Origin of the sequence: Capnocytophaga sputigena (assembly GCF_900446695.1) — a bacterium.
In the GTDB taxonomy this organism is placed as follows: domain Bacteria; phylum Bacteroidota; class Bacteroidia; order Flavobacteriales; family Flavobacteriaceae; genus Capnocytophaga; species Capnocytophaga sputigena.
Genome location: NZ_UAVP01000007.1, coordinates 308,997 through 330,879 on the forward strand (window position 1 = coordinate 308,997; position 21,883 = coordinate 330,879).

The window sequence follows — 21,883 nt, forward strand, 5'->3', positions numbered from 1 at the left end:
TGCTGTTTACTAATTTCTAATTTCTAATTCCTATCTTGATATACATTCGCTGTTTGTTAGGATTATTATGCTCGTCAAAAAAGTTTGGGATAACATTCATCGGGGCGTATAAGAAACCATTTTTACTAAAAAAGATGGGTTCTTTATCAAAATCATAGGCTGCCCACCATTTTGTGTATTCATTTACTAAAGTTTCAATCACAAATGGTTTAATGCTTTTTATGCGATACAAAGAAATCGTTCCCACTAAATCCTCATAAGCTCTCCCTATTGTAATGATATACTTCTTATCGGGAGAGAGAAAGGGAAAACGCTCAAAATCAGTTTGCTTACCAGTGGTTTTATCTATAAAAATATAAGCATAAAAATCTTCAGAATCTTCAAAAACTAAATATTGATTGAGAATAGGAACATTCCCTACATAAGCATAGGTTGTAGAAAAAGGATCTTCAACGTTATCAGACTGGTCTTTTAGATAAACTGTTTTATGCTCACAAGGGAAGGTAAGTTTGCTATTCTTTTTTACAATTGCAAGGGTGTCTTCTATGAGAAAATCTATCTTATTTCTAAGAGCTTCTTGATATTCTTTATAAGAAATTTGATCTATACTCAGGTATTTAGAGATACTATCGTTAGAATTTCCGTTAATATCTACGTTTTTTATAAGATCATCCCCAGTGATTTTAGTTTTCAGGGTATTCCAATCGCCTACATCTTTCTTTTTTATATAATCTCCTCTGTTAGTTTTGTAAAACTCAGTTCCTTCTGCACTTATTTTTATTTTCTCTCCGAAAAGATAATAATCTTCCCGTTCTTCCTTATCAATGACATACAACTCCTTCTCCACTGGCACAAACGTTTCTACCTGCTTTTCCTCTACTATAGCACTTCCCTCTGCTGGTTGTTGCCCTTGAAAGAGGTTACAGCCTATGAGATAAAATAATGATATGTAAAGTGTAAGGAGTTTCATTTCTCGTCATTCATAACTCGTAACTCGTCATTATTTTACCAGTTTCATTTCGTTTAACAGATAGCCTGCTCCAGCGTATTTATCAATGATGAAAAGCACATAGCGCATATCTACCATTATGTTGCGACATATTTTAGGATCGTAGTGAATATCACTCATTGTGCCTTCCCATACGCGGTCGAAATTAAGCCCGATGAGGTTGCCTTGCGCATCAATAGCAGGACTTCCTGAGTTTCCTCCTGTGGTGTGATTGGTCGCTATAAAGCACACTGGCATTTTACCATTAACGCCATAGATGCCATAGTCCTTTTTCTCGTAGAGTTCACGCAATTTAGCAGGTACATCAAACTCGTAATCGTTCGGTACATATTTTTCCATTACCCCATCTAAATAAGTCATATAATCATAAGTTACAGCGTCTAAAGGTGAATAGCCCGCTACCTTGCCATAAGTAACGCGCAAGGTGCTATTAGCATCGGGGAAGATACGGTCTTGAGGTTTAGAAAACTCTAAAATGGCTTTCATATAGGTACGTTGTAGAGCTGTAATTTCATCATCTAAGTTTTGATAAGTAGGCATTACAGTTTCGTAGAAATGAGAGATGATTTGCTCTACAAACTGCACTCCCACATCGTTTTTGAGGCGTTTTTCAAAAGCATCATCGGGGAGGTTAAGCACTTTATCCATTTCGGCTTTAGAGGCTAAAAACGATTCTTTGTAGAGTTTATCAGCCAAAGTGTGCGCGTCAAATTGCTGAAGATTAGGAGATAGCAAGGCTTTAGGCATTGTTTTAGCGTAGTAGTTAATCGCTTGTTCAAACACAGCTTTATCTACATTGAGGTCGTAGTTTTTAAATACAGTTTCAAAGTTGTTTAAAAGGTTTTTCTTGCGATCAACGAACGATTGAGAGCCTTTTTCGCGTAGCGCATTGCGAAGTTGGAGTATTTTGTAACCATTGGCAATTAGGTCGATATTGCGTTGAGCGAGTTCCCAATAGAGGTCGGCTGCTAAAGCATAATCTTGTATTTTAGCATATTTTTCAGCAAATTGAGGTAAAATATGTCCGTATTCAGCAGTTTTACCGCGTTTTTCAACTTCTTTTATAAATTTCTGTTCTTGAGCGCGTTTGATAGCCACAGCATTCGATTTTTTCAAACCTTGAGTTTCGCCTATCCATTTTTTCCAATAGTTAGCAACACTGGCATATTTAGAGGCATATTTGATTTTTATTTCGTTATTGGCGCGCATAAATCCGTCTTGGGTTTTGAGAATCACATCGCGAATACCTATTTTAGCAGGGTTGAGTACATTCACAATTTGCTCTACGGCTACGGCAGGAAGGTACTCTTCAGTACGACCTGGATAGCCAAAGACCATTGTGAAATCACCGGCTTTCACGCCTTTGAGTGAGATGGGGAAGAAGTGTTTAGGGCGATAGGGGACATTGTCTTTGGAGTACTCGGCAGGGCGATTGTTTTTATCGGCATAGACACGGAAGAGAGAGAAGTCACCCGTATGGCGAGGCCACACCCAGTTATCAGTGTCAGAACCAAATTTACCAATAGAGGAAGGGGGAGCGCCTACTAAGCGTACATCTTTAAAGGTCTCAACTATAAAAAGGATATATTGGTTGCCTTCATAAAAGGCACGAATGCGGTTTTCTTGCCAGCTTTCTTTAGGTGAGTTTTTTACTAAAGAGGCAATATTTCTTTGTATTTGGGCTTTACGTAGGGTTTCATCACTGAGGTTTTGTGTGTCGGCGAGTACTTTTTTGGTTACATCTTCAATGCGAACGATAAAGGTAACTACCAAATTCTTGTTAGGTAATTCTTCCGATAGATTTTTAGCCCAAAAACCATCAGTAAGATAGTCGTTTTGCACAGACGAATGTGCCTGTATTTGTCCGTAACCACAGTGGTGGTTTGTAAGCAAGAGTCCTTGATTAGAAATTATTTCGGCAGTACAACCGCCATTGAAATGAGGTACAGCATCTTTCAAGCTTGATTTGTTGATGCTATAAATATCGCTTACTGACATTTTCATACCTAAGGATTTCATTTCCTTAGCATTCATACCTTCGAGAAGAGAGGGTATCCACATACCACCTTGTTGAGCTGTTAAAGTAAAAGGTAAGAAGTAAAAGGTAAGAAGTAGTAGAATAAAGTTGATTTTTTTCATAGTATTGATTTAAATTAGTGCGCAAATGTAAGGAATATTTTTCTAATAAATCATTAATTTACAAATTATTTGTATTTTTGCGGATTGAATACTACGTAGGTTAATTTTTAATAGTCAATTGTTAATTGAAAAAATATGAATTGGGAAAATTTACTTTCATTAAATAAATACGGCGATATTACTCCACGACCTCGCCTCAAAGAGGACGAAACACGTCTCAGTTTTGATATGGACTACGATCGTGTGGTCTTTTCAAGTGCTTTTCGCAGTCTGCAAGATAAAACACAGGTAATTCCGCTTTCTAAAACAGGTTTTGTGCATACCCGCCTCACTCATAGTATAGAAGTGTCGGTGGTAGGGCGCAGTTTGGGGCGTTCGGTAGGTAAACATCTGCTCAACAAATACCCTCATTTGCGCGAATTGGGGTATCAAACCAATGATTTTGGGGCTATTATTGCAGCAGCAGCTGTAGCACACGATATTGGTAATCCACCTTTTGGGCATAGTGGTGAAAAAGCGATAGGTGAGTTTTTTCAGTTTAAAAAAGGAACAGCTATCAAGCACCTGCTCAGTGATGCCGAGTATGCCGATTTGTGTAACTTCGAGGGGAATGCCAATGGTTTTAGAATTCTCAACGAAACGCGCTTAGGAGTAGAAGGAGGTTTGCGCCTTACCTATGCTACTTTGGGGGCTTTTACTAAATATCCTAAAGAATCATTGCCTATACGCCCAACCAATAGAATAGCCGATAAAAAATATGGATTCTTCCAAGGCGATAAGGCTTTCTTTAAAGAAGTAGCAGAAACTTTAGGACTCAAATCGAATAGTGAGGCAGGGGAATTGCGTTATGCGCGCCATCCGTTGGCTTTCTTGGTAGAGGCTGCCGATGATATTTGCTATACTATTATTGATTTTGAAGATGGTATCAACTTGGGGCTCATCAGCGAAGAATTAGCATTAGAATATTTAGGGGCTATTATCGATAATCGTATCAATACTCAAAAATACACTAAACTGCAAACCAAAGAAGAGCGTATTGCCTATTTGCGTGCTGTAGTGATTGGGGCATTGGTACAAGATGCTACCGACATTTTCTTACAAAATGAAGAGGCGATTCTCGCAGGTGATTTTCATCAGTCCTTATTATATAATAGTAAATACCGTCATCAAATCACCGATGTAATCGATTGCAGTGTGGAACGCATCTACCAATCGGACGAAGTAGTAGAGAAAGAAGTTTCGGGTTATGTGATTTTACAACATCTATTAGACATCTTTTTTACGGCAATTATCAACAGTGAGAATGGAAGGGAAACATCATTTGACAAACTTTTGCTAAAAAAACTACCTGAAAAGTACCGTAAAGAGGGGTCGATATACGATAAAGTGATGGGCATTACCTGCTATGTAGCGAGCCTTACCGATAGCAATGCACTGGAATTACACCTAAAAACTGCCAGTCGCACCTCAAATATGTGATAATGCAAAACATTCATTATCAGTGGTGTTTGAAAAAAGTTTAAAAAAAAATGAAAAAAAGTCTTCAAAAAATTTGCAGGTATTGAAAATAGTTGTACTTTTGCAACCGCAATGAAGAAATGAATTGCACAATTTACTGATAAATGGTCTGGTAGTTCAGTTGGTTAGAATACATGCCTGTCACGCATGGGGTCGCGGGTTCGAGTCCCGTCCAGACCGCTTCATAAGATTTAGTTGTGTTGTTTTGTGTAAATATTTTTACACGGGTTTATAGTAAACCAATGAAAGCTTTCCTTTCTCCAAGGAGAGCTTTTCTTATTTTAACATCAATACATTAAAATAATTAGAAAATCGACAAACAGCATTATAATATGATCAAGCTTATTGTTTCCGATATAGATGGTACTTTGGTGAATAACCAAAAGGAAATCCCCGATAGCTTTTGGGAAGTGTTCAAAACTATTGAACAGAAAGGTATTCTTTTTTGTGCAGCAAGTGGTAGACAACTACAGAGTTTGCACGAGCTTTTTGCACCTATCAAAGAGCGAATAGCCTATGCTCCTGATAATGGGGCATCACTTGTGTATCAAGGTAAGACACTTTTTGAGCGACCTATCGCTTTTACTTCTTTTTTTCCTATTTTGCGCACTTGTAATGAGATTCAGCAAATAGGGGTAGCCCTTTGTGGAAAGAAAAGCGCTTATGTAAAAACTGATGACGAGTGGATTTTTGATGAGATTGCTCGCCATTATCCCGCCCACACTCGTGTAACCGATTTTGCAGCTATAGACGATGATATTTTTAAGATAACAGTGTGTGATAGAGGTATTTCTCGTCTCAATTCATATCAGTATCTCAAACAGTATAGCAATGAGTTTAACGTAGTGGTATCAGGGGAAATATGGCTTGATATCACTGCTAAAGATGTGAATAAAGGAGATGCTATTGCTCATCTGCAATCACAATTGAAAATCACTCCTGAAGAAACTGTAGTATTTGGCGACCATTTAAACGATGTAGAACTTATTCAGCAGGCAACCTATAGTTATGCAATGCTTAATGCTCAAGAGGAACTCAAAGCACTTGCTAACTATGTAACTGAATACGACAACAATCACGCAGGAGTGGTGCGTACCCTCGAAAAATTATTGCAATCATAAACCTATAAAACATATTACAATGGAACACGATAAGACTATTTTCACCGAAACCTATAAAGTGCGTAGCACTCAAGTGAATTTAAATAATCAGTTGGGACTTTATGGAGTACTTGGAATGCTCCAAGATATCGCTGCTGAACACGCTGCTTATTTAGGATTTGGTTACAAACAATTAGTGCAAAAAGGCTTCTTCTGGGCACTGATTCAGCAAAAACTTAAAATGAACTACTGGCCTCAGTGGAATGAGCGTATCACTGTGAAAACTTGGTCGTTACCAGTACAAGGGGTCTATGCTTTCCGCGAGTTTGAACTCTATTACAACGACCAAAAAATAGGCGAATGTGCTAGCACTTGGATTACAATGGACATAGCAACCCGCCGCCCTATAGAACTCACTGAACAACAAGAAATTTTTTACCCACGTACCGATGGAGGTCTTAATTTCCGCACCGAACGCATTGCTTTACCCGATGATATGCAACAAGTGAACCAATTTAAAGTGCGTGTGAGCGACCTTGATATGAATGCTCACGTGAACAATGTGAAATACACTCAATGGGCATTGGATATGATGACTGAACGCAACCACCGTGAGTTTACAATCAAAGAGTACGATATCAACTTCCTTTCCGAAACTTTTATGGGCGACAAAATGCAAGGCTTTAAAAGCAAAGGCAGGTATTTAGACGATGCTCATAATTTAGTAGAACTCTATCACTATGCTCAGAAAATAGGAGGAGCAAAACCCGCCTTCATTTCTCATTGGATAGCCGAAAGAATTTAACAAAAAACACCAAATATGAAACCAGCTATTATCATCACCCTCACTGCCTTGCTTTTCAGCTCTTGCCAAAGCGTACATTATCTTCCTACAACAACTCATTATACTATCAATCAAACAATTGACAAAGAGTTGTACATCTCCAATCACGACCAAACTAACCCTAAAAAAGTAGCTTTCTACTACGAAAATCTGCACAATGTAGTCATTGATGGAAAGGGACAGAATTTAGTGTTTCACGGTACGATTTTGCCTTTTGTAGTGAAAAATTGTAGCAATCTCACTCTTCGTAACTTCTCAATAGATTTTGCAACCCCTTACCTCCGACAGTTACAAATTACCGAGGTAGATAGCCTCCACAACAGTATAAAGGCGCAACTCTACCCTCAAGGAAACTACAAAATTGAGAATGAAAAACTCTACTTCACAGGTGAAGATTATCAGGAAATGCCTTTTGGAGGAATGGTTTTTGCTCCAAATAAACACTTGGCTTACCGCTGTATCGATGTCCCTTTCTCACCTACAAAAATTGTTGAACTTGCTCCTAACGAATTTTATATAGAGGGAATGGGCAAATTGCCCTATCTACAAGTAGGTGAGCGCTTTGTGTTACGTACTTATTCCCGACCTACACCTGCTATTTTCGTAACCGAAAGCAAAAATATAACTCTTGAAAATATCACAGTACACAACGTACAAGGGATGGGGCTGTTGGCTCAACTCACTGAAAATATGACTCTTGATAAGTTTCGAGTAGCGATAGAGGAGGGGAGCGAACGTTTTTTCACTACTCAAGCCGATGCTACCCATTTTTCAGCTTGTAAAGGAAAAATACGCTCGGTAAATGGTTTGTATGAAGGTATGGCTGATGATGCTATCAATGTGCACGGCACTTACTTGAAAGTCATTACTCGTGAGAATGATTATACTATCAAAGCGCAATATATGCACCCTCAATCGTGGGGATTTCTTTGGGGAAATAAGGGTGACCAAGTGCAATTTGTCGCTGCTAAAACAATGGAAACTATAGGTGATAAAACTTATAAAATTCACCAGATAAAAGCTGTTGATAAACCTACTGAAGTAGGGGCGAAAATTTTTGAAATTACTTTTGATAAGCCTTTACCTGCTGAGGTAAACCCCGATACTGCTTGTGGAGTAGAAAATCTCACTTGGACACCTAAGGTACTTTTCAAAAATAATATTGTGCGCAACAATCGGGCACGTGGGGCACTTTTTAGTACCCCTAAAAAAGTGATGTGCAGTAATAATCTATTCGATCATACCCACGGGGCAGCTATCTTGCTCTGTGGCGATTGCAACGGCTGGTACGAAACGGGTGCTTGCCGCAATGTAAGCATCAAAAACAACCATTTTGTCAATGCACTTACTGCCAATTATCAGTTTACGAATGCTATTATCTCTATCTACCCCGAAATCCCTAATTTAGAGGCACAACAAAAATATTTTCACTCTAATATACGCATTGAGGACAATGTTTTTGAAACTTTCGATGAACCTATTCTCTATGCTAAATCAGTAGAAAATCTTATCTATCGCAATAATAAGATTATCAAAAATCAGGACTTCAAACCCTTTCATTGGAATAAAGAACGCTTTAAGTTAGAACGCACTAAAAATGTGAAAATTAAATAATAAATTAGTAAATCGACAAATTGACAAATCTATTATTATGAAACTATATTATGTATTACTGCTTTTGGTTTTTCCTCTTTCAGCACAAATAAATGTAGTGCCACAGCCTAATGAAGTACATTACTATAAAGGCAGTTGCAAGGTAAATACTCCTATTACTTATGTAAAAGAACCTGCTATTGCCAATCCCGAAGGCTATCAGTTAGTTATCCAGCCTCGGAAAATTATCATTAAGTACAGCGCTGAAGCTGGGAAATACTATGCTACACAAACACTTAAGCAATTGATATTTCAGGTAAAAAAAGAACGCAAGGACTCCTTGCCTTGTCTCACCATTACCGATGCCCCTCGTTTTGCTTATCGCGCCCTAATGGTAGACCCCGCACGCCACTATTGGAAAATAGAGGATTTGAAAAAGTATATCGATGTAATGTCGCAATACAAATTCAACTACTTACATTTGCATCTCAACGACGATCAAGGCTGGCGCATAGAGATAAAAAAATACCCCAAGCTAACAGAAGTAGGTGCTAAACGAACAGATTTTGAGGGAAGCAAGCGCAATAATGAAGGCTTTTATACCCAAGAAGAAATGAAAGACTTAGTGCGCTATGCTTTAGAGCGCAATGTGCAACTTATCCCCGAGTTTGATGTGCCTGGTCATAATGATGCGGCAGTGGCAGCTTACCCATTTCTCAGTTGTAATGATACGATTATAGGGGTGCGTACTACAGCAGGGGTTTCTAAGAATTTGTTATGTGTATCCAAAAAAGAAGTTTTTACTTTTATAGATGATATTATCAGTGAGTTATCAGAGGTATTTCCTTGTAAATATTTTCATATAGGTGGCGATGAAGCTCCTTTGGATAAATGGCTTGAAAATCCGAAAGTGCAACAGCTTAAAAAAGAACTACAAATTACGAACAACCAGCAACTGATGAGTGAGTTTTTCAAAAGGGTAAATGAGTCCTTAGCGAAAAATGGCAAGCAGCCTCTCATTTGGATGGAACTCGAAGTGCCAACTTATCCTCAAAATAGTGTAATGTATTTGTGGCGAATGCACACTACCCCACAGGTATTAGAACGCGCTAAAAAAGATAACTTCAAAGTAATATGCTCACCGGGAGAGTATGCTTATTTTGATTATCCTCAAGCCAAAGATGATTTGCCTAATGTAGACTGGATGCCTACCCTCACGCTACAACAAGTATATAAATTTAACCCTGCTTTTTCTCTTACTTCACAAGAAGAAAAACAGTATATTTTAGGAGTAGAAGCTACCTTATGGGGCGAAAGTGTAAAAGACCTTTTTAGGGCTTTTTATATGACCTATCCGCGTGCACTTGCCCTCTCCGAAGTAGGCTGGACACAAATGCAACAGCGTTCTTGGAAATCGTTTACTGATAGGTTAGAAGGACAACTCAGTTACTTATTACATCAAGGAGTGAATTATAGACCTCCTGTGGAGTTAGCCAATTAAATGTCAATTATCAATTGCTAATTATCAATTATTTACTATCTTTGCATTCTGAATGAAAAATTTCTGGATGAAAAAAACATTTTTTTACATATTACTTTTAATTTTTGTTTGTGGTGCACAAAATATTGTAGCACAGAACAATGAGCCTAAAACTAAACGTATAGAAATTGTCTATGGGGGTGAATTTACTATTGATAATGTAAAATACCCTGGAGCGACTATTTTTAAATCGGATGGGCAGCGAGTGCAGTTTCGCCATCAAGGATTAGATGTATGGTGTGATTTGGCAGTGCTTTATGAGGAGAAAAATGAGGTAATCGCTCACGGCAATGTAGTGTTGCAACAAGGCGATACTTTGCAGATGAACAGTCAATATATATCGTATAAAGGAAATACTAAAACAGCAGTAGCTCGTGAGGGGGTGGTGTTGCGCAATGGCAATATGACTCTTGAGACCGAAGAACTCTTTTTCGATCGCAACAAACAAGAGGCTTACTACAATAATTTTGGTAAAATAACCGACCCCGAGAATGAACTTACTAGCCAAACGGGGAAATATTATGTAACTACTAAAAAAAATCAGTTTACCAATTCAGTAAAGATTGTCAATCGTGATTTTACAGTCAATTCTCAGGTGTTAGACTATTATCACAATTCTGGTAATGCCTATTTTTATGGTAAAACTACCATTGCAGGCGCTGATTATAAGGTGTATTGTGAGCGTGGTTTTTATGATACAAAGCGAGAGCAAGGCTATTTTATGAAGCACGCTAAAATAGAGTACAACCTCAAAACTTTAGTGGGAGACAGCTTGTATTTTGATAAACGCCGACAGTTTTCATCGGGTTCTAACAATATTTTCATTTCGGATACTATAAACAAGACCTTTGTGCGTGGTCATTACGGCGAGATTCACAAGGCAAAAGATTCGATGTTTATCACCAAAAAAGCGGTTGTAATTACCTTAGTAGAGAAGGATTCGATGTATATGCACGGCAAGCGTATTTTGGTTACAGGCAAACCTCAACACCGCGTGATTCGCGCTTACCCCGATGCTCGTATCTTCAAAAGCGATATGCAAGCCAAATGCGATTCCATCCACTCTAACGAAGCTAACGGGCTCACACAATTGGTAGGCAAACCTGTAGCGTGGACAGGGGAAAGCCAAATGACGGGCGACAATATCCACCTGATAGCCAATACAAAAACTCAACAGTTAGACTCCCTCAAAGTGTTCAACAATGCTTTGGTGGTAGAAAAAGATACTTTGGGCGATGGTTATAACCAAGTGAAAGGTAAGCTCTTGTATGGCAAGTTTAAAGATAATGCATTGCGACAGATAGACTTTTTGCAGAATACTGAGTCTATTTACTACGTGTACAACGATGCTAAAGAGTTGGTAGGTATCAACAAACTCACTTGCAGCCATATCAAGCTCTATTTAGATAAAAAACAGCAACTACAACAAACTGTGTTTATTACACAACCTTCGGGGAATTTATACCCAGAAGAAAAATTGCACGTGAACGATCGCAAGTTTAAGGAATTTATCTGGCGAGGCGACGAGCGTATTCGCAGTAAAGAACAGATATATAGTGATGCTGAGAAGAAGATAAAACCTAAAGAAATAAAGGGAATGAAGTCCCCTGAGGAGATAGATGAAGACGAAATGATATTAGCCAATCCATCTCTGAAAAAAGAACTCAAAAACGCTAAAGAGAAATCCAAAGCCAAGCAAAAAAACAAATAAGAGATAATCTTGGCACTTTTATTGTAACATATTCATTAATTATAAAACATAAACTAGTATGAAAAAATTTATTATCGCACTATCGATGTTGGCATTAGTTACCACATCGTGTGTATCTAAAAAGAAGTATGCTGAGTTAGAAGCGAGAAACAAACAAACTGAAGATTTGCTAAACACTGCTACCGTAAAACTCAATATGTGTTTAGATGAAAAGAATAACTTGTCATACAAATTAGAAAGTCTTAAAAACCAAAACGATTTGCTCAAAGAGAACAATCAGCAGCTCATCAACAATATGGGCAACCTCACTACACTTACCCAAAAAGGTGCTGAAAACCTCGAAAAATCATTGGAAAGTTTGCGCGAAAAAGATTTAACTATCAAAAACTTGCGCGATGCAGTTACCCGTCGTGACTCTGTAAATCTGGCTTTGGTGCAAAGTCTCAAAGGTGTATTGGGTAACTTGGACGATCAAGATGTAGATGTGAAAGTAGAAAAAGGAGTGGTATTCATCAATATCTCCGATAAAATGCTCTTTAGCAGTGGTAGCTACACCATCTCTAAAAACGCTAAGAGCGTACTCGAAAAAGTAGCTAAAGTAGTGAAAAACAAACCTGACTTTGAGTTTATGGTAGAAGGTCACACCGATAACGTGAATATCAAAACAGGTTGTATCCGTGACAACTGGGATTTGAGCGTAATGCGCGCTACCGAGATTGTACGTGTATTGCAAAAAGATTTTGGCGTTGCTCCTGAACGTATGACTGCAGCGGGTCGTAGCTACTATGTACCATTAGCAAGCAATGGCGATGCCAATGGACGTGCTCTAAACCGCCGTACTCGTATTGTAGTATTGCCTAAACTCGACCAATTCTATACTATGATTGAAGAGGGAATGAAAGACCCTGCCATAGGAGGAAAAGGAAAATAATGCGAGCCGCACAGATAATTAAATTAACAAAATGAAATAAGAGTCAGCAGTTAGTTTTAACTAATTGCTGATTTTTTTGTATAGGAAAAGCTTCTTTTGGTATAGAGAATCAGAAACTTATTTTGTGTTAAAAGTTTTTATTTGTACTTTTGCCCCTGAAAAAAATAATAATTATTTTATGAAAAAGTGCTTTCTACTACTTTTTTTAGTAGCTACAACTGCTGTATTTGCACAACACAAGTACACCCTTAGCGGTTCTATTTCCGATGCTTCTAATGGTGAAAAATTATTAGGGGTAAACTTCATTGTCAAAGAACTCCATACGGGTACTTCTACGAATGAGTATGGCTTCTATTCTATTACTTTACCCGAAGGTAAATATACTATTGTGATTGACTATATAGGTTTTGGCTCCTACCAAGAAACTATAGAGCTCAACAAAAATATCCGTAAGGACTACAAATTAAAACCTGAGGCTATAGAGCTTAAAGGTGTGGAACTCAATGCTCATTCTGCTCCTAAAGCGGCTGTACGCAAACCCGAAATGAGCGTTGCTACAATTCCTATTACTACCGTCAAGAAACTTCCTGTATTGGTGGGTGAGGTGGATATTATCAAAACCTTAATGCAAATGCCTGGGGTGAGCAATGCGGGTGAAGCGTCCTCTGGATTTAACGTGCGTGGTGGCGCTGCCGACCAGAACTTGGTACTCCTCGACGAAGCTACAATTTTTAATGCATCTCACCTTTTTGGATTCCTCAGTGTCTTCAATGCCGATGCTGTGCGCGATATGAAGCTCTACAAAGGCGGCATCCCTGCGCGCTATGGCGGACGTATCGCTTCAGTTTTGGATATTTATCAAAAAGAAGGTAATAAAAATAAATTCGCTGCAACGGGCGGTATAGGGGTACTTTCCTCACGCTTGCTTGCCGAAGGTCCTATCGTGAAAGACAAAGCTTCATTTTTAGTAGGAGGTCGCGCCTCTTACGCTCACCTCTTCCTTAAACTGAGTGACAATAAAAATTCAGCTTATTTCTACGATCTCAACACCAAACTTTCTTACCAACTCAACGAAAACAATGCGCTCTATCTTTCTGGCTATTTTGGTAGAGATAGGTTTATTCTCAGCGAGAACCTCACCAATACTTATGGCAATGCCTTAGTGAATTTGCGTTGGAATCACTTGTTTACCGATAAACTCTTCTCTAATCTCTCGGCTATCTACAGCAACTACGACTATAAGTTTGATTTTAGTTTTATTGATATGAAATGGACGTCGGGAATTGAGAATTTTAACCTCAAATACGACTTCAAAAACTATATTTCCGAAAAATTCAAACTTACTTACGGAGTACAGGGCTTGTACTACATATTCAAACCAGGGAAAATTGTGCCTAAAACTTCAGCTTCTACTATCAAAGAACGCATACTCGAACATCGTTATGCTGCCGAAATGGGCTTCTATGCCGATGTAGAACAAAAATTAGCTGAAGCTCTTACGGTGTCTTACGGCTTGCGCTTTAGTAATTTCTACAGTTTGGGCAAACGCACCGTGAATGTTTATCCTAATGACAATCCCGTGGGTTATAATGCTAACCGACAAGTGTATTACCAAGGTACTGCTATAGCTACTAAATACTACGGCAGTAACCGTATTATCGATTTGTACTCTAATTTTGAACCGCGTTTTACAATGAGTTATGCTTTTAGCGATACCAAATCAGTAAAAGCGAGTTATGCCCGCACTGCTCAATATGTACATCTCATTTCTAACACAGCCTCTCCTTCACCTTTGAATGTATGGACGCCTAGCGATGAGTTTATCAAACCTCAAATCGCCGACCAAGTGGCATTAGGTTATGCTTCTAATGTTTTTGACGATAAATACAGCATAGAGGTAGAAACTTACTACAAAAAGGTGCAAAATCGTTTGGATTATATCAATGGGGCAAACTTAATAGCTAATGAAGCTATTGAACGTGTGTTGCTCTCAGGAGAAAACAGAGCTTATGGCTTGGAAGTGCTCTTGCGTAAAAATACAGGTAGACTTACCGGTTGGATTGCCTATACACTCTCAAAATCGGAAATGCAAACCAAAGGTCGTACCCCTGAAGAAATAGGTATCAACTACGGCGATTGGTATAATGCTCCTTATGATAAGCCTCACGACCTCTCGATTACAGCTACTTACGAACTTTCGCCTAAATGGACGTTTGGCGCTATATTCAACTTGCAATCGGGATTGCCTGCAAACTACCCTGTAGGGCGCTATTCTTACTTAGGACAAACTGTCCCCGATTATAGCAAGCGCAACGAATACCGCTTGCCTACCTATCACCGTTTAGACCTCTCGGCTACCTATACCCCTCAGCGTGCTAACAAGCGCTGGAAAAGTGAATGGGTATTTGGCGTGTACAATGTGTATAACCGCAAAAATGCCGTAAGTGTTTCCTTCCGTGAAAACGAAGATACTCATAAAAATGAAGCGGTGAAACTCTCTATCTTTGGTATCATACCTAGTGTAACTTATAACTTTAGTTTCTAATCCTATAAAATAGTAGAATAAAATGAAAAACCTTTATATCATACTCCTCAGTGCCTTTGCTTTGACTTCTTGCGAAGAAGTTATCGATTTGAATTTGGATACTGCTCCTAAGAAATTAGTGATTGATGCAGCTCTCGACTGGAAAAAAGGAGAAGCCAAAGCCTACCCAATAGTCGATATCAGCTATACTGAAGCCTATTTTGGCGAAACACATTCACCTGCGGTAAATAATGCAGTGGTGAAGATAGTTTCAGGTACCCAAACTTATAGTCTTACCCTTTGGGATGGTACCACTACTATCACATCTGATAATCTAAATGAATTAAAAGGTGGCAGCCGTTATGTGTTCCCTGCGGGTATTACCCCTGAGTTAGGAAAAGATTATGAATTGATTGTAGAGCTCGACGGACAAACTTATACCGCCAAAGATAAAATGCTCGAAGCCCCCGTAGTACCTTCTGATAGAATTGTACAGAAAGAAAACGGAGGCTTTTTAAAAGATCGCAAAGAGGTGCGTTTCTATTTTGATGGTATCAATGATGGGGTTGCTAATGCTTATCTACTAAAGTTGTCACAGAGTAATATTTCTAAAACTGTTTATGGCACCTTAGACGATAATTACATAGCTAATAATAAATTCTTCTTTGTAATGACAGGGGTTGATAATGATAATAAACTCAAAAAAGATGATGTAGTGAATATTATTCTCTACCGTATTCATCCTCAATATAAGGAGTTTGTGCAAATGCTAGTTAGACTATCAGAAGGACAAAGCCCATTTTCTATTCCTACGCGCCCCATAGGCAACATCGTGAATACAACTAACAAACGTGAAAACCCTCTTGGTGCTTTTCGTGTTGCCCAATACACTACACTTCAATATACAGTAAAATAATCGCCTGTGTGGCTCACACTACCATTTGAATTGTACTAAGAACTCGTGAGAGTTACGCGATTGCAAGTTGAGATGGGTTTGGAAGTAACTTTCAAACCCATAACCTATTGCTACATAGTAATCAGGGATTTCAAAGAATACATAAGCATTTACAGCTTTATCAGTGCGATAAGTGACACCTAATTCGGCGCGATTAGCAAAATTGCCTGCCACAGTAAGGTCGATAGAAGGTTTTTCACCTTTGCCAAATCGCGTTTGGAAACGTGGTTTTATAGTGAAATCGGTAGTTGCACGCCAATAGTAGCCCACCATAGAATAGAAGAACATATTATCGGCAATAGAAGTCATTACTTCATCATCCATACGCACTTTATCAGAAGCTAACATATTAGGAATCGCCATACCTATATAGAAATCAGGATGGTCGTAGTAGAGTCCCGCACCAAAGTTGGTTTGAAACTTCCCTGAAATACTTTGCAAATAAGGGTCGTTGTAGTAAGTGGGGTGCTTACGATTTCCATTAGGGTAATACATATTATACAAATTGTTGTAGGTGCGCAAATCACTGCCATCTACATTAAAAAAATCTCCCCCAAACTTTATACCTCCTATCAAATTAGAGTTGTAAGTAATAGGGATTGAGTAGGAAAAATCGGCATAGATACCGGCTTGTTTCTGTATAAAAACTTTGTTATTAGCAAGCGAAAGTCCCACCCCTACGCGATCGGAAAGGCGGTGAGTGGTGAAGAAAGTTTGCGTTTGAGGCGCTTCGGTCATTCCGCGCCATTGGTTGCGTATATCCACCGAGATGGTGTGCCCTCTCTCTAAGCCTACAGCTGCTGGGTTTACCAAGTTTTGGTGCTGATAGTAGAATATATAAGAGGGGTCGATAGTTTGTGCTTGAGCTACCCCAGCGAGTAATAGGGCACTTAAAAATATCTTTTTCATAGTTTATCTTCTTTTAATAATTGATGTAAATCCAGTATTTAGTTTGTTTTTCGTCAGAGCCATCGATGCTAAATATCGCTATATACGAGCCTCGAGCTACCAATGTTCCATTAGACATTTTGCCGTCCCACTGGTTCTTGTAGCCTCTTGCTTCATATACTAACTGACCTAAATTGTTATACACATAAAGGGTGTTACGCGGATATTTTTCGGCGTGAGCAATCGTATAAGTATCGTTGATGCCATCACCATTAGGGGTAAAGGCATTGGAAATGAGTACGTAATCCACTTGAGGGTCTTCTTTATTTGGAATACCATCTCCATCGATATCATCATCGCAGCTGTCACCTATCCCATCACTGTCGAGGTCAGCTTGGTCAGGGTTGTAAATTAGCGGACAGTTGTCTTGAGCGTTAGGAATGCCATCACCATCAATATCATTATCACAAACATCGCCTATACCATCGTTGTCGCTATCTTGTTGGGTAGTGTTAGATGCGGTAGGGCAATTGTCGAAAGCGTTGAGAATGCCATCGCCATCGATATCATCATCACAAGCATCACCTATACCGTCGCCATCAGTGTCTTTTTGGTCGGGATTGGCTACAAACGGACAGTTATCAACACTGGACATTATGCCATCGCCATCGGTATCTTCATCTTCTTTTATAGTGATAGTCCCCGCATTTACGGCTAAAAAGATGTTCTCTTCAGCTTTGATCATAAAATGCCCTTGAGTAGTTTTTAGACTTGCCGGTATTGTTACTTCAGCTTTGCCATTATTAGCTAAGCTAGTAGCCAAAGTATGTGGAAAAGTAGCTCCGTTATCAGTAGAAAAGAGGATTTTCACTTTATTTACCGATACGGGAGCTTTATTAGTATTGGCAACATCCCATTCGATTTTCACCTTCTGTCCTACTACCCAAGTGCTATTTTGGTTATGAGAAGTTACTTTAAAAGGACCTGCATCGGCACTTACTACTACCTCAATGGTTTTATAAACAGTATTTCCCGTTTGGTTACTTGCTAAAGGACGGTCGATTACCATAAACGTCCAATGGAGGGTGCGCCCAATGTTGAGTACCGTTTCCCAAGCATCGCCTTTTCTGGGGTTCTGCTGGGTGAGTGTGCCTGCTACAATCCGCTCTAAGCGAGGTATATAGCGATACGATTGTGTAGAGGGGTTCATAGAGCGGGCTGTAGCTCCAAAACGCATCGTAGGTGAAAAATAGTAGCTGTTAGAAGTAGTATAATTATCGGCTTGTTCCCAAGTGTATAACAAGGCATCACCATCAGCATCGGTGGCAGAACCTTCTAACAGATAGGCAGTGCCGTACGGAATGGTATAGCTTTTTAGGTCGGGTATTTCAGGAGGTGTGTTACCCGTAGGATTTTCAGTAGCGCACGATTTGCTTTGCAGGTTCTCGGTAATATCGTACACTGTACGGTGGTGCAAGTAAGGGTCAGAGAATTGTTGTACGTCGTAATCACGTGTAACTCCAGCATAACTCATTATGGTAGTGCCACTTCCTGGTTCCATTTGTGAGCCAGAAGCAAACTCTCTGCGGTATGAAAAAGTATGTCGTGCTCCCATTTGATGTCCTATTTCGTGAGCGACTACATTTGTAGCAAAAGCACTGCGAAATCGTCCCATTCTTGCAAATGGATAAGAGGAAAAAGCTTGTCCTTTTTCACCATTTTCACACACACAACCTATACAGCCTGCGTTACCACCATCATTGCCATTATGAAATAAATGCCCTATATCATAGTTAGAGCTACCTATCTTATTATCAAGTACTTGCTGTAATATTTCAGATTTATATTCCCAATCTCTATATTTAATACCCTTAAATGGGTCGGTGTTTTCATTGTCAAAAACGATACTGTCGTCTGAGACCAACTGAAAGTCTATGGAAAGTTGTTGCCCATATACCTCATTCACTTTGTTTAAAGTATTTACTATTTCTGCAAAAGCAGAAGTTTTACCCAAAAAGTAATCGGTATACTCGTGAGTACAAGCAATTGCAATTCTAAAAGTGCGATGCACATTAGCACTTGAAAAAGTGGCGCGTTGTAGCGATTGACTTTCTGCTACAAGTGCTGGTACATCCAAAGTCTTGCAGTCTACCAAAGGTTTTTCGGTATTTTCATATTTATAAACTCTATAATGAACTCCTTCTTGATCTTCAGCTTCTACAAAACTATAATACAAATTTTGTTGCATAATAGCATCCAATCCATAATCACTCCACGTAAAGCGGATATGTTGAGTAGCATCCTCTACCCCTTTGCCCACAAAGGTTTTAATAGAAGGAAATTTGCGTGCTACTGCTTCCGAGAGCACTTGAGTAGGGGTAATATAATAGTTGATGAGTTTTCCCTCGGCATTAGGAATGGCAATGATAGCAGCACTTCGGCTTGTTTCACTTGCTTGTAACGCACGCGCAAAAGCCGCCTTATCTAAAGTGAAATACTGAAAAGAAGGGTCAGTGGAATGAGTGCTACGCTGGGTAGTGAAATTGGTTTTGCGCCAATAACTTTGCGCTGACACTCGTCCTACCCATAGAGAACAAAATAATAAGAAGATTAAAAATTGCTTCATATAGTTATTGGTTATGGTTATTAACTGAGGTAATATTCAAAAGCCTTATAAATCTCTTCAAAAGGAACAATACAGTCAATTTTTGGTTTGCCAATGGCTTCTAAAAGTACAAAATAAACATTGCCGCCCACGTTTTTCTTATCAAAACGCATCAGCTGACAAATATCGGTAATTTCTTCATTAGAAAAAGATTGCTTGCGGAAGTATTCAGCTAAAACAGCTTTGATATGGTCGCATTCAGCTTGCGGGAATCCCAATTCTCTTACTGAAAGATAAGTAGCGAGCACCATTCCAATAGCAACAGCTTCTCCGTGTAACAAGCGTTCTCTTTCAGGGTTTTGCAAACAATACGATTCTATAGCGTGCCCCAAAGTATGACCATAGTTCAGCGTTTTGCGCAAACCTTTTTCGGTAGGGTCTTGGCGTACAACCTCATTTTTTATCACTACCGATTCACGAATGAGCACTCCCAAATACTCTGCAGGAAGTTCATTTAGCTGACACATTTGTTGCCAATATTCAGGTGAACTGATGAGACCGTGTTTGAACATTTCTGCCATTCCGCTGCGGAGTTCTTCAGCAGGTAGGGTTGCCAAAAAGCGAGTATCGACCACAACCCCTAACGGATTGTTGATTACCCCTATAAGGTTTTTTAAAGCACCCAAATCTACCCCAGTTTTACCACCTACCGAGGCATCAACCATTGCCAGCAGACTCGTAGGCACGTTTATAAAATCGATACCGCGCATAAAAGTAGAGGCGACAAAGCCCCCCAAATCGGTAACAACGCCCCCACCTATATTGATGAGCAATGATTTGCGGTCAGCCCCCAATTCAGAAAGGGCATACCACACTTGGGTACAAGTATCGATGTTTTTATTAGGTTCACCCGCTTCTATTTCTATAATTTCTAACGGAATATCGGTAGCCAAATCGGGGAGGAATACTGGCAAACAGTGTTCGTTAGTATGGCTATCTACTAAAAGGAAGAGTTTAGAGGGGCGACGCTCAGCTATCAAATCATTGATAAAACGCGTCCCTTCTTCGTTGAAATATATGCAGTAGTTCTGTGCTTCAATTGTAGTGCTTCCCATAAGTTTTTTTATTTCTAATGGGCAAAGGTAAAAAATAATTACGAATAACGAGTTATGAATGACTATTTTTTTACGAGGACTGATACTGTTCGTAAGCGGCTTTGTGGTAGTGAGCAACCTCATCAGCTAAAGATTGAGGTGCGATAACCTTTACCGAACAGCTAAACGAACAGAGTTTCATCACCAAATCGTAGGGAGCTTTACCATTAGGAAAAGCAAGAGTGAGTTGCACGCGTAGTTCGTCCTCATTATCTATTAGAGTTACTTGGGAAGGATGTAGTTTTAGTGATTTGATATACTTACCTTGTTCATAATCAAAGGAAAGTACTACCTTTTGCAAGGGCTCGCCTTCAGCAATAGCAACCCCATAGAAATGATCAAAAAACGACTCCATATCTATTTTTTTGCGTTTCACTTGGATGTCGATTACCTCTAAGTTGCTGATACGGTCGAGAGCAAAAGCTTTGAGTTTGATAGGCTGTTTGTTATCAGTCGCAATGAGATACCAACGACCTTGATATTCTTTCACTGCATAAGGCAGTACCTGATATGCTTTAGTAGTTTCCCAGCCAAAGGAAGTATGAGTAAAGGTAATCAATACATTTTGAGAAATAGCAGTAAGGATAGGGTCGAGCATTTCCAAGCCCTTTTCAGGTTGTACTTCTAAGAGGAGAGTACCCGTATTTTTTGCCTTGCGGTGCGCATCTACTAACAACAGATGGTCTAATATGCTTTGTTTATTGGCAATGCTATCGGGGTTGATAGCCCATACTTTTTCCTTTGCATTAAGGGTGATATCAATACCAAAAGCGATGTATATATCGTCGAAATCCCTGCGAATAGTGCGGTTACTGAAAGCATATTCATCGCCTTCATCAGCCAAATAATCAGCAATACTCTGAGCTGATAGTCCATTTTTATGAGTAGTAAGCAATCTAATGATATGCACCAAACGTGCTATTTGGATAGGTTTTGCCATAATAAGTGAAAAGTGTTAAGTAGTTAAATTGCCTTTAAAATTGTTTTTTGTTGTTCTTTGAAATTATTTAGCAACCGCTCAATATTTTCTTTGCCCACAGGGTTTTGGCTATGCACTGCAAAATCAGGCAAAGGCAACTGACGGTCTAAGCAGTAATCCACCAAATATTTAGCACAGTCATAACCCGAAAACTCTTCCCCTAAATCGTGGTCAAACGAGATAAAATCAGGCAAACCATAACGCTGAAGATAAGCTACAAATTCCTCGTAGCTATACACACGCTCAAAGCCCTCAGGAGTAGGGCGGAGGTCGTCTAAGTAAAGATTCATTGTATTACTTTAAATAATTACACTGCAAAGATACAATATTAAATGGACAAACTATGACCGATGATGGTGTTTTTTGAAAAAATATCCCCACTTTTTTAGGAGT

The 21,883-nt window shown here is 39.1% G+C and carries 16 protein-coding genes and 1 tRNA gene; 10 read left to right on the plus strand and 7 right to left on the minus strand.

Going from position 1 to position 21,883, the window contains the following annotated elements; genetic code table 11:
* Positions 1-16: 16 nt before the first annotated feature.
* Together DR017_RS05315 and DR017_RS05320 are read right to left on the minus strand one after the other, a co-directional pair.
* Complete coding sequence (locus DR017_RS05315; RefSeq protein ID WP_002677572.1) at positions 17-970, minus strand: hypothetical protein; 954 nt, start codon at positions 968-970, stop codon at positions 17-19.
* Positions 971-1,000: 30 nt separating this feature from the next.
* Positions 1,001-3,148, minus strand: coding sequence for a S46 family peptidase (locus DR017_RS05320; RefSeq protein WP_002677494.1), 2,148 nt, complete (start codon positions 3,146-3,148; stop codon positions 1,001-1,003).
* A gap of 135 nt (positions 3,149-3,283) precedes the next feature.
* Between DR017_RS05320 and dgt the strand changes: the two genes are divergently transcribed.
* From dgt to DR017_RS05370, 10 genes are all read left to right on the plus strand, one after another.
* Positions 3,284-4,627 (plus strand): dGTP triphosphohydrolase, encoded by a 1,344-nt coding sequence (gene dgt / locus DR017_RS05325; RefSeq protein ID WP_002677551.1) that lies wholly within the window; start codon positions 3,284-3,286, stop codon positions 4,625-4,627.
* A 145-nt stretch (positions 4,628-4,772) separates the two neighbouring features.
* Positions 4,773-4,846: transfer RNA gene (locus DR017_RS05330), tRNA-Asp, on the plus strand.
* Between the two features lie 152 nt (positions 4,847-4,998).
* On the plus strand, positions 4,999-5,787 hold the full coding sequence (locus DR017_RS05335; RefSeq protein ID WP_002677576.1) for an HAD family hydrolase: 789 nt from the start codon (positions 4,999-5,001) through the stop codon (positions 5,785-5,787).
* A 19-nt stretch (positions 5,788-5,806) separates the two neighbouring features.
* Positions 5,807-6,571, plus strand: a complete 765-nt coding sequence (locus DR017_RS05340; RefSeq protein ID WP_002677257.1) for an acyl-[acyl-carrier-protein] thioesterase — start codon at positions 5,807-5,809, stop codon at positions 6,569-6,571.
* Positions 6,572-6,586: 15 nt separating this feature from the next.
* Positions 6,587-8,224: an alpha-1,3-galactosidase-related protein gene (locus DR017_RS05345; RefSeq protein WP_002677305.1), complete on the plus strand. Its 1,638-nt coding sequence runs from the start codon at positions 6,587-6,589 to the stop codon at positions 8,222-8,224.
* 37 nt (positions 8,225-8,261) lie between these two features.
* Complete coding sequence (locus tag DR017_RS05350) at positions 8,262-9,704, plus strand: beta-N-acetylhexosaminidase (RefSeq protein WP_002677631.1); 1,443 nt, start codon at positions 8,262-8,264, stop codon at positions 9,702-9,704.
* A 67-nt stretch (positions 9,705-9,771) separates the two neighbouring features.
* Positions 9,772-11,454, plus strand: a complete 1,683-nt coding sequence (locus DR017_RS05355) for an OstA-like protein (protein WP_002677226.1) — start codon at positions 9,772-9,774, stop codon at positions 11,452-11,454.
* A gap of 58 nt (positions 11,455-11,512) precedes the next feature.
* Positions 11,513-12,385 carry an OmpA/MotB family protein gene (locus DR017_RS05360; protein WP_002677356.1) on the plus strand — a complete coding sequence of 291 codons (873 nt, stop codon included), beginning with the start codon at positions 11,513-11,515 and terminating at the stop codon, positions 12,383-12,385.
* Positions 12,386-12,563: 178 nt separating this feature from the next.
* On the plus strand, positions 12,564-14,930 hold the full coding sequence (locus DR017_RS05365) for a TonB-dependent receptor (protein WP_040360642.1): 2,367 nt from the start codon (positions 12,564-12,566) through the stop codon (positions 14,928-14,930).
* 22 nt (positions 14,931-14,952) lie between these two features.
* Positions 14,953-15,825 carry a DUF4249 family protein gene (locus DR017_RS05370; protein ID WP_002677417.1) on the plus strand — a complete coding sequence of 291 codons (873 nt, stop codon included), beginning with the start codon at positions 14,953-14,955 and terminating at the stop codon, positions 15,823-15,825.
* A gap of 18 nt (positions 15,826-15,843) precedes the next feature.
* On the opposite strand, the gene DR017_RS05375 is transcribed toward DR017_RS05370, so the two are convergent.
* The 5 genes from DR017_RS05375 to DR017_RS05395 form a co-directional block, all read right to left on the minus strand.
* Positions 15,844-16,773: a PorP/SprF family type IX secretion system membrane protein gene (locus tag DR017_RS05375; protein ID WP_002677271.1), complete on the minus strand. Its 930-nt coding sequence runs from the start codon at positions 16,771-16,773 to the stop codon at positions 15,844-15,846.
* A gap of 13 nt (positions 16,774-16,786) precedes the next feature.
* Positions 16,787-19,378: a thrombospondin type 3 repeat-containing protein gene (locus tag DR017_RS05380; protein WP_002677142.1), complete on the minus strand. Its 2,592-nt coding sequence runs from the start codon at positions 19,376-19,378 to the stop codon at positions 16,787-16,789.
* A gap of 20 nt (positions 19,379-19,398) precedes the next feature.
* Positions 19,399-20,472 (minus strand): 3-dehydroquinate synthase, encoded by a 1,074-nt coding sequence (gene aroB, locus DR017_RS05385; RefSeq protein WP_002677275.1) that lies wholly within the window; start codon positions 20,470-20,472, stop codon positions 19,399-19,401.
* 70 nt (positions 20,473-20,542) lie between these two features.
* Complete coding sequence (locus tag DR017_RS05390) at positions 20,543-21,451, minus strand: helix-turn-helix transcriptional regulator (protein WP_002677620.1); 909 nt, start codon at positions 21,449-21,451, stop codon at positions 20,543-20,545.
* A 23-nt stretch (positions 21,452-21,474) separates the two neighbouring features.
* Positions 21,475-21,780: a cyclic-phosphate processing receiver domain-containing protein gene (locus DR017_RS05395; RefSeq protein WP_002677296.1), complete on the minus strand. Its 306-nt coding sequence runs from the start codon at positions 21,778-21,780 to the stop codon at positions 21,475-21,477.
* Positions 21,781-21,883: the final 103 nt, after the last annotated feature.